Source organism: Marinobacter sp. NP-4(2019), from assembly GCF_003994855.1.
Classification (GTDB): Bacteria; Pseudomonadota; Gammaproteobacteria; order Pseudomonadales; family Oleiphilaceae; genus Marinobacter.
This window is the reverse complement of the sequence record NZ_CP034142.1, coordinates 907,884-921,022: the sequence shown is the minus strand read 5'-3', so window position 1 is coordinate 921,022 and position 13,139 is coordinate 907,884. Positions and strand designations below refer to the sequence as shown.

Genomic DNA, 13,139 nt, shown 5'->3' with positions numbered 1-13,139 from the left:
TACTGTATAACGAACCGTCACCTGACTGAACCTCCCAGGCCCTTAATGCTCAGAAACCGCCGTCCGCTCAACCCGGAACATCAATTCACGCATCTCCCGATGTCCGGCATCATCCGCTCACGCATCAAGCGTCTGTTTGCCATTCTTGGCGGCCTCCTGGTGTTTCAGATCACGGTTATCTGGGCGGCGGAAGACCTCACGCTGTTCGAATCCTTCTGGCTGACCATGACCACACTGGTCACCGTGGGTTACGGGGATTTTTCCCCCGAAACCATCGCCGGGCGGCTGAGTACCGTTATTGTCATGTTCATCAGTGCCATCACTATCATGACGCTGATCGTCAGTGATTTCATCGAGTACCGGTTTTACCGCCGGGAACGTATCGTAACCGGACGCTGGGTATACAAAATGAAAGACCACATCGTGATCATCAACACACCACAAAATGGCGGCGAGCAATACTTTATGAGGTTTGCCTCGCAGATACGCGCGATTCCTGAATACGAAACCGTGCCCATTATCATTTTGACACGCCAGTTCCCAAGTGGATTGCCACCGGAGCTGGCAGACGTCGGCCTGGTCCATTTCCATGGCTCCGGCAGCGATCCGGAAGCGTTGAAGGCAGTCCACGCCGGAAGCGCGCGACACATTGTGGTGTTGGCTGCTGACGAGGCTGACCCCGCCTCCGACAGCCTGACCTTTGATATTGCGCATCGGCTGACCGAGGCCAATCTCGGCAACCGGACAACCGTGGAATGTGTCAGTGACCAGAACCGCCAGCGATTCAAAACAGTGGGCGTCAGGACAATCATCCGGCCGGTTCGGACCTACCCCGAAATCATGGTACGCGCGATCGTGGCCCCCGGTTCGGAGAAGGTGCTGGAGGACATGTTCAACTACCAGAACGACCACCCTCACCGATACGACCTGAAACTGGACGACCTGAATTGGGCCGATATTGTCAGCGCCCTGGTGCGCCACGGCATTGGTACGGCACTGGCTTACATCGACAATGATGATGAAGTGAGCTGCCACCCCTCCACGGATGAAGTCATTGAAGGCAAGGGATTGATCGTGCTGGTGAAATCGCAGGACACCCCAAGCGTCCAGGTAGTGGAGGAAGCCCTGGATCGGTACCGCGCGTTCCTTGATAAGTGGCACGACGCTCAAAAGGAACAGGCGGCGTCCACCGACTAATCCGCCGCTATACTCAGTTGCAGTTGCCCGAGCGCTCCCCGTTCGGCCATATGAGCAACTTTCTCCCCAGACGCCAAACTAGCGAGCACTTCCTTGAACTGCAGCTGCACGCCACGCGTGCTCGCCAGGCGACCAACCTCCACCAGATCGTCTCTATCCACGGGAAACGTCTCACCTTTGAGCCAGGCCACGCTCAGCCCGTGAAGAAATTCTGAAACAGACAGCACTGGCTCACCACCCACGGGCCGAACAGAAGGATCGTGCAGGCCTGCCAGAAAATAGCCCTGCTCCGCCTTGCTCACCAGGTTCAGAAACACAGGGACCTCATCGGCAAGGGCGCGGGCCCACCGAATCAGGCGTGAGGCATCCCCGGATTTCAGCTCGAATTCCACCTCATGCAAGGGCCGACTTTGCCCTCCAGCTGCTATATAACCCGCATCAACGGCCACTTCGATTACAGTTCCCCCTTCTTCGATCATCACGATCTGACGATCAAAGTTGGTCTCGAAAACCGGCTTCAGGTCCGCAAGGTTGATGTTCTGCCCCACCGGCGTATCCGCCAACAGACCAATATTCAGGTCCGTGCCCAGCAACGGCCATTCCCACTCCTGACGTCGGTGAGCGCCATCCACAAACTCGCCCTGGGTCTTGAGGGTCTGGATGAATTGATCTCCCGCCTGCCGAACCCGCAAAGCAATACGCTGCCTGTTAAGGTCCGCATCCGGCGTGTCGAAATACCGGTTCACCAGTTTTTTCTGCTTGCCCTCGGTAACACCGCGCCGTGACAGCAACCACTCAACGGCCGTAACCTGGCTCCCAGCAGACAGACTCAGCTTGATTTCCAGCTCTTCAGCCATTACACGCCTCCGTCGAATACTGTTTTCAGCATACATAAAAAAACCGGCGACCCGAAGGCCACCGGTTTTGCAACTACTTGATTAGCCGGTCAGCTGATCAGAAGTAGTAGACTGCACCCACAGAGGCGATGGAACGCTCGTCGGTGACGGCAGCGTTACCGAGCTCATCTTCATACTCGTATACTTCGTCGCCACCACCCAGGTAGCCTTCGAAGTAAACGTACATGTGATCGGACACATTGTGCAGCGCTTGCAGAGTAATGGTGTCGCGCTCAGTGTCATTGGCGTCGTCAGCCACACCCAGCTCATAGGACAATGCGAACTGGTTCGCCCCCATGGTGTAGATGCCCAAAAGGCCGAACAGATCGCCGGTATCCTTACGGTTATGATACTCACCAGTCAGGCGGAGATTATCCAGGTTGTAGCTAACGCGCAGACCGTAAGTGTTCTCGTTATTGCCATCGCTGGTGTCGTTGGAATCCATGGCTACCGCCAGTTCCAGAGCGTCAACTTCGTACAGTGCGGCCAGCTGGTACGGGTAAGACTTGTCGGCACCGCCCTTGGTATCGTTGTCGCCGTTGAACTGAACAGCACCCAGCAGAGTCAGACCGCCGAAGGACGGAGACATGTACTGGATCAGATCGCCTTCACCAGTGGTGTATTCCGGACCGATATTCAGAGTGGCCACTTCGTAGAACTGCGCAATCTCGTCAACAGCGCGCTCGTATGTGGAGTCATCGGAACCTACCCACACCTGACCGAAGTCATCGCCTTTAACGCCAATGTAGGCTTCGTCCAGAGAATCGATACCGTTACTGCCGGACTTATCGTCGGCGTTGATGCCTTCCAGCTCGACCTTGAAGAAACCGGTGATGCCCGGTGCGATTTCGTGGTCGTGCTTGACGCCCAGGGTAGAACCATTGTCGAAATGGCTGATCTCGGAAGGACCACCATCGAAGTTGTCATGGGCAATAGCGTACTGGATGTTACCGTAGACAGTCGGCAGATTCGTATCCTGTGCCAGCGCTGCGCCAGAGAATGTAGCGGCTGCAACAGCAGATGCGATGAGCGTTTTTTTCATGTTGCGTCTTCCTTTAGTGAGTTAACTCAGGTTTTAGCGACGGGTTCAGTTCCCGTTCTTGAGACTTCTACCAGTCAGGCTGGTTAAAGCCTTATTGTGTGTCGCCATCATGTCAGTTTAATGACATGCGGATAACATTTTTCGTTTTTTCAACGATCTGAGCAATCTCAGACCTTTTCAGCTCAACAAGTTACACGAACAAGTTAAGACACTGCGTGATGAGCTTTTTTAATACAACAAACCCTGTTTTGCAAATTTTTAACATTGACGTTTTCGTTCTTATTTATACAGGCTTCAGCAATCCAGACCTTTTTCCCTCACCCCATCCTCGATATACAGGTATCAATTTAAGGGCCAGAACAACAAACCCAGTTTAAATTCAATAAGTTGAAAATATTAAAAGAACCTTCTACAGTGCGACACGGCTTAAATCACCTTCACACCGCACCAATTAGGGTCGCACATTACAATCGAGCGCAATTATAGGGCGTGACCATACTTTTTCAGGAATTGCCTCTCACTTGTAGCATGAAGGTCACCGGCCCATCATTGACTAATGACACTTGCATGTCTGCTCCAAACTGCCCACTTTCAACACGACCGCGCCCCATCATGAGCTGCGCCACATTCAAGAATTCAAGGAACAGTTGTTCCGCCACGTCAGGGGCTGCCGCCGATGAAAATCCCGGCCGGGTACCGGAGCCAGTATCGGCTGCCAACGTGAATTGGGGAACCACAAGAAGAGAGCCGCCTGTATCCTGAAGGCTTCGATTCATCCGCCCCTGATCGTCGGGGAAAATGCGATAGTTCAGCACTTTTCCAGCCAGCCCCTGAGCTTCCTTGATTCCGTCGCCACGCTCGACTCCCAGGAGAAGCAAAAGACCTTTCTGGATTTCAGCAACCCGTTGATTATCAACAGTAACACTGGCACTTGAAACGCGCTGGATCAGCCCTTTCATCTAACTCCCTGTGGAAGGACCATTAAGAATTTGCAAGAGTGTATCCATGGTGCCTGGGTACCGCAACCCCTTCATTCAGCTCATTCTGAGGTCCCGGTCACTTTTGCGGCCACCTCATCAACACCACGTATCAGCGCATCCACAATGGCTGGCTCCGAAGCGGAGTGCCCTGCATCCCGTATAATTCTCAGGTCGGCCTGTGGCCAGGCGGCGGCCAGCGCCATGGCGTTATCCAACGGGCACACCATGTCGTAGCGTCCGTGAACGATGACGCCCGGAATATCAACAAGCCTCGGCGCATTGCGAACAATCTGATCCACCTCGAGAAAGGCATTATTCATAAAGTAGTGACATTCGATCCTCGCCAGCGCAATCGCGACATGGGGATGACCGAAGTGCTCCACGACCCTGGGATTGGGGTGCAGGGTCGCGCACCGGCCCTCCCAGACGGACCAGGCCTTGGCGGCCTGAATCTGCTCCAGTTCATTACAGCTTGTAAGCCGCTGATAATACGCCTTCACCAGATCCCCCCGTTCACTTTCCGGAATCGGCCCCACAAAGTCCTGCCAGTAATCCGGAAAGACCCTGCTTGCGCCCTCCTGATAGAACCAGTGAATATCTCTCGGACGGCAGAGAAAAATGCCCCTGAGGACCAGCCCGAGCACCCGCTCCGGGTGAGTTTGGGCGTATACCAGGCTAAGCGTGGAACCCCAACTCCCCCCGAACAGTATCCACTGCTCGATGCCCAGAAATGCACGAACGGTCTCCATGTCCTCCACCAGCTTATCCGTGCTGTTTCCTTCCAGCTCCGCCAACGGAGTTGAGCGCCCCGCGCCACGCTGATCCATCAGGATAATGCGGTATCGCTCGGCATCAAAAAACCGGCGATGGTAATCCTCACACCCACCACCTGGTCCACCATGAACAACCAACACCGGCATGCCCTCCGGATTCCCGCTTTCTTCCACATACAATTCATGAGGCGGATCCACGGCAATACGGTGTTGGGCATTCGGCTTGATTTCGGGATAGAGAGTGAGCATGGGGGCGCTCCGGTCATAAGGGTGTAACCGGAGTTTAGCTGAAGTAAACAAAAAAGGGGCGGCTCCCCATGAACCCGCCCCTCCGTTATACGTACTGCAAATTACTTCTTGTTGGCGCGCTTGCGCTCATTCTCGGTAAGAAGCTTCTTGCGCAGGCGAATAGACTTGGGCGTCACTTCCACCAGTTCGTCATCATCGATGAACTCCAGCGCCTGCTCAAGCGTAAACTTGATTGGCGGCACCAGGCCAATGACCTCGTCCTTTCCGGAAGCACGCATGTTGTCGAGCTTCTTGCCCTTGGTCGGGTTGACGACCAGATCGTTATCACGGCTGTGAATACCGCACAGCTGGCCTTCATAGATTTCCTGGCCAGGTTCCAGGAACAATTTGCCACGGCTCTGCAGCGTTTCCAGAGAATAGGTCAGCGCTGTGCCGGTCGCCATTGATACCAGCACACCATTCTGGCGACTGGTCACGTCACCGCCCTTGATCGGTCCGTAATGGCTGAAGGTTGAGGTCAGAATGCCCGAGCCGGATGTGAGAGTCAGGAACGAGTTACGGAAGCCGATCAGGCCGCGCGCAGGGATAGTGTACTCAAGACGCATGCGCCCCTTGCCGTCCGGGACCATGTTGGTCAGATCGCCCTTACGCAAGCCCATCTGGTCCATCAGGGCGCCCTGGTGCTGCTCCTCGATGTCGATAATGACGTTCTCGTATGGCTCCTGTTTCTCACCGTCAATTTCCCGGATAACCACTTCCGGACGACCGACGGCCAGTTCGAAATTCTCACGGCGCATATTTTCGATCAGCACCGACAGGTGCAGCTCACCACGGCCGGATACCTTGAACTTGTCTGCGGATTCACCCTCTTCAACACGCAGAGCAACGTTGTGAAGCAGCTCCTTTTCGAGACGCTCCTTGATATTCCGGCTTGTAACAAACTTGCCCTCTCTACCACAGAACGGCGAGTCGTTGACCTGGAAGGTCATCGACACCGTCGGCTCATCCACCGTCAGCGGTGGCAACGCTTCAACGTTAGAAGGATCACAGAGAGTATCCGAAATAAACAGCTCATCCAGACCACTGACACAGACAATATCGCCCGCCTGCGCTTCATCGACTTCGACACGCTGCAGACCAGAGTGCCCCATGATCTTCAGGATGCGGCCCTGGCGCTTTTTACCGTCAGCGCCGATCGCAGCGACAGGTGAATTGGTCTTGATCTTGCCGCGCATAATGCGGCCAATGCCAATGACGCCCAGGAAGCTGCTGTAGTCCAGCTGGGAGATCTGCATCTGGAACGGACCATCGAGATCGACAGACGGAGCCGGCACATGATCAACAATCGCCTGGAAGACGGCATCCATGTTGTCGTCGAGATTTTCGTGATCCATTCCGGCGATGCCGTTGAGGGCACTGGCGTATACGATGGGGAAATCCAGCTGCTCATCGGTGGCACCGAGGTTGTCAAACAGGTCGAATACCTGATCGACCACCCAGTCCGGACGGGCGCCAGGACGGTCAATCTTGTTCACTACTACGATCGGATGCAGACCGGCATCAAAAGCCTTCTGGGTTACAAAGCGGGTTTGCGGCATCGGGCCGTCGATGGAATCAACCACCAGCAGCACACAATCGACCATGCTCATCACCCGCTCTACCTCGCCACCAAAGTCGGCGTGGCCCGGGGTGTCAACGATATTGATGTCGTAGTCGTTCCATTTCAGCGCCGTGTTCTTGGCCAGAATGGTAATACCACGTTCTTTTTCCTGGTCGTTGGAATCCATAACGCGCTCGCTTTCGAGCTCTTTGCGCTCCAACGTACCGGATTGACGCAGCAACTGGTCTACCAGGGTGGTCTTACCATGGTCAACGTGGGCGATGATGGCGATATTACGAAGTTTTTCAATCACAAAAATAATCCTGCGGCATGCACTCAATGACCTGAGAGGGTCGTTTGCAGGGTAGCCCCTGACATGCCGTCTCAAATCCGTAAAATGAATTCATTCACCAGAACCGGCTGGCCCCGGCGCCCTGCACACCATTCGAGGATTATCCATCCCCAAAGCAGCAGGGTAAAAATGAGGTGGCGCGCAGTATATCGAAAAGTCCGTGTCGTTTATATGAAGAAAAACGCCTATTCTCCACGCGCCCAATGCGCACCATCTTGGATCACAAAATCACCAAACGCACCATTTTGATGCACCAAAGCGGTGCGGAATATAAGGGTGCGTCTTGAAGTACGCGCCAAAAAAGTCCGCACACCTTGTGGTTGCGCTTTTCTGGCGCACGTCGAACAAATTGGCAAGGCAATTGCTTTGATCCTGTCAGCCGATTTTGCAGGTAAGACGCGGCAGCTTTTGATAAGCTGCTCCAGCCTCAAAACAGATCGGAAGTCAGCGTCGCTGAACGATCCGGCACAACGAACATGAAATCACCCGCCCAGCGGGAAACACGATGGAGCATGCACAATGTCCAAGACAGTTGATTTGATCAAAGAACACGAAGTCAAATGGGTTGACCTGCGTTTCACGGACAGCCGCGGTAAAGAGCAGCACGTGACCCTGCCAGCCACTGAAGTAGACGAAGACTTTTTCGCCGATGGCAAAATGTTCGATGGCTCATCAATTGCCGGCTGGAAGGGCATCAACGAATCCGACATGATCCTGATGCCGGATGACGAAACTTCCGTTCTGGATCCGTTCACCGAAGAAACCACCATTAACATTACCTGCAACATTGTAGAGCCTTCTACCATGCAGGGTTATGAGCGTGACCCGCGCTCTGTTGCCCGTCGTGCAGAGGAATACCTGAAGTCCACTGGCATCGCCGATGGCGCCCTGTTCGGCCCCGAGCCGGAATTCTTCGTGTTCGATTCCGTGAAGTGGGACGTCGACATGAAAGGCGCGGGCTACTCTATCCACTCCGAAGAAGCTGCCTGGGTATCCGGCGAAGATTTCGATCGCAACAACATCGGGCACCGTCCGGGCGTGAAAGGCGGCTACTTCCCGGTTCCGCCGGTAGACAGCCTGCACGACCTGCGTGGCGCCATGTGTGCGGCCATGGAGTCCATGGGACTGGAAATTGAAGTGCACCACCACGAAGTGGGCACAGCCGGCCAGTGTGAAATTGGCGTTGGCGCCAATGCCCTGACCCGCAAGGCTGACGAAGTTCAGATCCTCAAGTACTGTGTACACAACGTGGCACACGCCTACGGCAAAACCGCCACCTTCATGCCCAAGCCGGTGGTTGGCGACAACGGCTCCGGCATGCACGTACACATGTCCCTGAGCAAAGACGGCAAGAACCTGTTTGCCGGTGACAGCTATGCTGGCCTGAGCGAGTCCGCCCTGTACTACATCGGCGGCATCATCAAGCACGCCAAGGCCATCAACGCCTTCACCAACAGCTCCACCAACTCTTACAAGCGTCTGGTACCCGGCTTCGAAGCCCCGGTCATGCTGGCATACTCTGCCCGTAACCGCTCCGCTTCCATCCGCATCCCGTACGTGAACAGCCCGAAAGCACGCCGTATCGAGGTGCGCTTCCCTGACCCATCCGCCAACCCGTACCTGGCGTTCGCGGCCCTGATGATGGCTGGCCTCGACGGTATCCAGAACAAGATCCACCCTGGCGATGCCATGGACAAGGATCTGTACGATCTGCCGAAGGAAGAAGCCCTGAACATCCCGAAGGTTGCTGAAACCCTGGCGGAAGCCCTGGACTGCCTGGAAGCCGATCATGAGTTCCTGACTCGCGGCGGCGTGTTCACCGAGGACATGATTGCAGGCTACGTCGATCTGAAGCGCGGTGAGGTTGAGCGTCTGAACATGACCACTCACCCGGTCGAGTTCGATCTGTACTACTCCTGCTAACCGCAGACGCAGTTGGTCTTCGGATCACAGCGTGAAAGCCCCGCCTCGGCGGGGCTTTTTTGTGACCCTCGCCACAGACCCTGTTGCTCTTAACGATATGTAACCCTTTGAACCCTCAACACCATTGAAAACACCCAGCCCGCCATTGATAATCAAACCAGACAATCACTATAGGCTACCGGAATGAATTTACGGCTTGGACTATTCGCTGGCATCCTCATTTTCACCGCCACCCCTGCCGCTGCAGAGGTGTACAGAAATGTCGACGCCCAAGGTAACGTCACCTTCTCTGATGAGCCCTCGGATGGCTCCGAAGAAGTCAGGGTCAAGCCAGTAACGACGATCACCCTGCCCAAGCCGGCGGACGTACGAGAGCCCGAAAGACTTCGCAAGGAAGTGGAAAAAGAAGGGTCGATTTATGACAACGTCCGGATCGTTGCCCCCAAAAACGATGAGGCTTTCCACAGTGGCAGTGGCGACGTAGCGTTCCGCGTCACCAGCGCTCCGGGCCTGAAAGAAGGGCACCGCTATGAAGTCACTCTGGATGGCCAGCCTGTGGGTCAGACCACATCGAACACTGTCACTGTACGCAACGTCTTCCGCGGCACCCACAACGCCGGCGTTCACATCATTGATGAAAAAGGCGTCCAGGTAAAAACCGGCGAATCCATCAGCTTTACCATCCACCGCCCTTCCGTCAACAACTGACCACACCCATACGCTCCATTTTGGTGCACTCGCACCACAAAGACGCCATACTCTGGTCAGCAACGGGGCGTTTTGGCGGTAACTCCTGCCACTTTCTCTTTCAAATGCACTAAGCCATAGCGCCCACGCTGCCGTTACAGCGTTGTGCCCGCTAACCGGGCACGTAACCTGAGCCGTTCCGTCAAACTGGTTCACTTTTTGCAGAACCAAGAGTATCTGTTTATGCCCATCAACCGAGACAGCAGCATGGCACTCTCAATGGCAGCCTCACAAGTCAAAGCCAACGGCTATAAGAACATACTGGACAGCCTGACCACGGCCATCCTGGTACTGGGAGATGGCCTGCGCATCGAGTACCTGAACCCGGCGGCCGAGAGTCTGTTTGAGACCAGCATTACCAGAAGCCAGGGCCTGCCTATTCGTGACATTCTGGCCGACTCGGAAGATGCACTGACAACACTGCATGCCGCGGCCGACAACGGCCACTCATACACTCGCCGCGAAGCGGAATTTGTACTGACCAGCGGCTCGCGCCTTACGGTGGATTATTCGGTATCCCCAATCAGCCAGAAGCCTGTTGAGTTGCTGATAGAGATCCAGCCCCGGGACCGTCTGCTACGGATCAGCCGGGAAGAGGACATCATCTCCCAGCAGGAAACCACTCGCATACTGGTACGGGGCATGGCCCACGAAATCAAGAATCCGCTGGGCGGCATCCGCGGAGCAGCACAGCTACTGGACCGGGAGTTGAACGACGAGGGCCAGCGGGAATATACCCAGGTCATTATCGATGAAGCCGATCGACTGCGCTCTCTCGTCGACCGTATGCTGGGCCCCAACAAGGCCCTGAAACTCGCCCCCACCAACATCCACGAAGTACTGGAGCGCGTCAAAACCCTGCTGGAAGCCGAGAGCCGTGGCCGGCTGGCATTCCGTCGCGATTACGATCCCAGTCTGCCGGAGTTTGGCGGCGATAAGGAGCAGTTGATTCAGGCCTTCCTTAACATTGCCCGCAACGCGATGGAAGCGGCATTCGAAAACCAGAGCGATCATGCCGACGGAGAACCGCCCACCATTACCTTCCGTACCCGGGCCCTTCGCCAGTTTACTATCGGCCATAAACGCCACCGCCTGGTCTGCCGTGTTGACGTGATTGATAACGGCCCCGGCATCCCTCCGGATCTGCTGCAGAATATCTTTTACCCGATGATCAGTGGCCGTGCCAGTGGCACCGGTCTGGGCTTGTCCATCACCCAGAGCATCATCGGACAACATCACGGGCTGGTTGAGTGCGAAAGCGAGCCCGGAAAAACTGACTTCATCATCTTCCTGCCCCTGGAGGACAACCAATGAGCCAACCGGCAAACGTCTGGATCATAGACGACGACCGCAGTATTCGCTGGGTGCTGGAGCGCGCCCTGAACCAGGCCGGTATGCAGCCCCGGGTCTTCGAGAACGGCGAAAGCATCATGATGCGGCTGGAACACGAACAACCCGATGCCATTATCAGCGACATTCGCATGCCTGGCCTGGATGGCATCACGCTGCTGTCCCAGATTGTCGACGCACACCCGGATCTTCCTGTCATCATCATGACCGCCCACTCCGACCTGGAGAGTGCCGTCACCAGCTACCAGACAGGCGCCTTTGAGTACCTGCCCAAACCCTTCGACGTGGATGATGCGGTCGCTCTGGTGAAGCGCGCGGTAGCCCACAGCCACGAACGCCGGGCCACCTCGGAGCCCCAGACCGAAAGCACACAGCGCAACACCGAAATCATCGGTGAGGCGCCAGCGATGCAGGAAGTGTTCAGGGCCATTGGCCGCCTGTCCCACTCCAACATCACCGTGCTGATCAACGGCGAAAGCGGGACCGGCAAGGAACTGGTCGCCCAGGCCCTTCACAACCACAGCCCCAGGGCCAGTCACCCCTTTATCGCCCTCAATATGGCAGCTATTCCCAAGGACCTGATTGAGTCCGAACTGTTCGGGCACGAAAAAGGCGCCTTTACCGGTGCCGCAGCAGCAAGACAGGGGCGCTTTGAGCAAGCCAATGGCGGCACCCTGTTTCTGGACGAAATCGGAGACATGCCAGCCGACACCCAGACCCGGCTTTTGCGTGTACTGGCGGATGGCGAGTTTTACCGGGTTGGTGGCACCACCCCGATCAAGGTCGATGTGCGCATCATTGCGGCGACACACCAGGACCTCGAGAAGCTGGTCCAGGGCGGCTCATTCCGGGAGGACCTGTTTCATCGCCTGAACGTTATCCGGGTGCATCTGCCCAAGCTGGCCGAACGCCGGGAAGATATTCCCAAGTTGATGCAGCACTTCCTGAAACGGGCGGCGAAAGAGCTGGCCGTGGAACCCAAGATACTCAGGCCCGAGTCGGAGGAATACCTCACCACTCTGCCCTGGCCCGGCAACGTTCGCCAGCTGGAGAACACCTGTCGCTGGCTGACCGTCATGGCCAGTGGCCGCGAAATCCACATCGATGACCTGCCGCCCGAACTGCTCCATCAGGCAGAAACTCCGACAACGGGTCAGACCTGGCAGGAAGGCCTGCGCAACTGGGCGGAACAGGAACTTAAACGGGGCCGCAAAGGCATTCTGGATACCGCCGTGCCCGAATTCGAAAAAATCATGATTGAAACCGCACTCAAGCACACTGGTGGTCGGCGGCGGGATGCATCCATTCTGCTGGGATGGGGAAGGAACACGCTGACCCGGAAGATCAACGAACTGGGGATGGATCACCCGGAGGGCGATGAAGACTAGACGTTGAGGGGATCAAATTACTCTTAACTTACTAAAAGACAATAAAAAAGCGGCCACCTGAGTAGCCGCTTTTCTTTACAACTTGTAGATCACCAGAGATCAGAACGGAATATCGTCGTCAAAATCGTCCACTGGTTCGGGCATGCTGCCCTGGGAAGGCTGACTATAGCCGCCAGACTGTTGTTGCGGCTGGTTACCCTGATTGGCGGGCGGTGCATTGTAACCGGACGGCTGTTGCTGGGGCCGGCCTGCGGGCGCGCCCTGACTCATGCCACCTTCACCACCGCGGCTATCGAGCATCTGCATCTGGCCATTGATATCCACCACCACTTCCGTGGTGTAACGATCCTGACCGTCCTGTCCCTGCCATTTACGGGTTTGCAACTTGCCTTCGATATAGACCTTGGAGCCCTTACGCAGGTACTGGCCGGCCACTTCGGCAATCTTGCCGAACATCACAATGCGGTGCCATTCGGTTTTCGGCACCATCTGACCAGTTTGCCTGTCCTTGTAACTTTCATCCGTGGCAAGGTTCAGGTTTACCACTGCATTGCCATTGGGGGTATAACGGGTTTCCGGGTCCTGCCCCAGATTGCCGATAAGAATGACCTTGTTTACGCCTCGTGCCATGATCTGCTCCTG

Annotated in this window: 12 protein-coding genes; 6 read left to right on the top strand and 6 right to left on the bottom strand. The window is 55.8% G+C overall.

Annotation, left to right across the window (positions count from 1 at the left end):
* Positions 1-45 precede the first annotated feature (45 nt).
* Entirely contained in the window at positions 46-1,197 is a 1,152-nt protein-coding gene (locus tag EHN06_RS04190; RefSeq protein WP_127330438.1) for a potassium channel protein, read from the top strand.
* Here EHN06_RS04190 and EHN06_RS04185 read toward each other — a convergent pair.
* From EHN06_RS04185 to typA, 5 genes are all read right to left on the bottom strand, one after another.
* Complete coding sequence (locus EHN06_RS04185; RefSeq protein ID WP_127330436.1) at positions 1,194-2,054, bottom strand: CYTH domain-containing protein; 861 nt, start codon at positions 2,052-2,054, stop codon at positions 1,194-1,196. The genes EHN06_RS04190 and EHN06_RS04185 overlap by 4 nt on opposite strands.
* Positions 2,055-2,151: 97 nt before the next feature.
* The gene (locus EHN06_RS04180) at positions 2,152-3,135 is read right to left on the bottom strand and encodes a porin (RefSeq protein WP_127330434.1); all 984 of its coding nucleotides are present in this window, start codon (positions 3,133-3,135) and stop codon (positions 2,152-2,154) included.
* Between the two features lie 503 nt (positions 3,136-3,638).
* On the bottom strand, positions 3,639-4,094 hold the full coding sequence (gene dtd / locus EHN06_RS04175; protein WP_127330432.1) for a D-aminoacyl-tRNA deacylase: 456 nt from the start codon (positions 4,092-4,094) through the stop codon (positions 3,639-3,641).
* 80 nt (positions 4,095-4,174) lie between these two features.
* Entirely contained in the window at positions 4,175-5,137 is a 963-nt protein-coding gene (pip, locus tag EHN06_RS04170) for a prolyl aminopeptidase (protein ID WP_127330430.1), read from the bottom strand.
* 101 nt (positions 5,138-5,238) lie between these two features.
* Complete coding sequence (gene typA, locus EHN06_RS04165) at positions 5,239-7,050, bottom strand: translational GTPase TypA (protein WP_127330428.1); 1,812 nt, start codon at positions 7,048-7,050, stop codon at positions 5,239-5,241.
* A gap of 315 nt (positions 7,051-7,365) precedes the next feature.
* On the opposite strand from typA, the gene EHN06_RS04160 reads away from it, so the two are divergent.
* From EHN06_RS04160 to ntrC, 5 genes are all read left to right on the top strand, one after another.
* Positions 7,366-7,569, top strand: a complete 204-nt coding sequence (locus EHN06_RS04160) for a hypothetical protein (protein ID WP_127330426.1) — start codon at positions 7,366-7,368, stop codon at positions 7,567-7,569.
* A 39-nt stretch (positions 7,570-7,608) separates the two neighbouring features.
* On the top strand, positions 7,609-9,012 hold the full coding sequence (glnA, locus tag EHN06_RS04155; protein ID WP_127330424.1) for a glutamate--ammonia ligase: 1,404 nt from the start codon (positions 7,609-7,611) through the stop codon (positions 9,010-9,012).
* Positions 9,013-9,195: 183 nt separating this feature from the next.
* Positions 9,196-9,720 carry a DUF4124 domain-containing protein gene (locus EHN06_RS04150; protein ID WP_127330422.1) on the top strand — a complete coding sequence of 175 codons (525 nt, stop codon included), beginning with the start codon at positions 9,196-9,198 and terminating at the stop codon, positions 9,718-9,720.
* Between the two features lie 258 nt (positions 9,721-9,978).
* Positions 9,979-11,073, top strand: a complete 1,095-nt coding sequence (gene glnL, locus EHN06_RS04145) for a nitrogen regulation protein NR(II) (protein ID WP_127334340.1) — start codon at positions 9,979-9,981, stop codon at positions 11,071-11,073.
* The gene (gene ntrC, locus EHN06_RS04140) at positions 11,070-12,497 is read left to right on the top strand and encodes a nitrogen regulation protein NR(I) (RefSeq protein ID WP_127330420.1); all 1,428 of its coding nucleotides are present in this window, start codon (positions 11,070-11,072) and stop codon (positions 12,495-12,497) included. The genes glnL and ntrC overlap by 4 nt, the downstream gene beginning before the upstream one ends.
* A 99-nt stretch (positions 12,498-12,596) precedes the next feature.
* Here the strand turns inward: ntrC and ssb are convergent, their stop codons facing one another.
* Positions 12,597-13,127 (bottom strand): single-stranded DNA-binding protein, encoded by a 531-nt coding sequence (ssb, locus tag EHN06_RS04135; RefSeq protein WP_127330418.1) that lies wholly within the window; start codon positions 13,125-13,127, stop codon positions 12,597-12,599.
* Between the last annotated feature and the right edge of the window lie 12 nt (positions 13,128-13,139).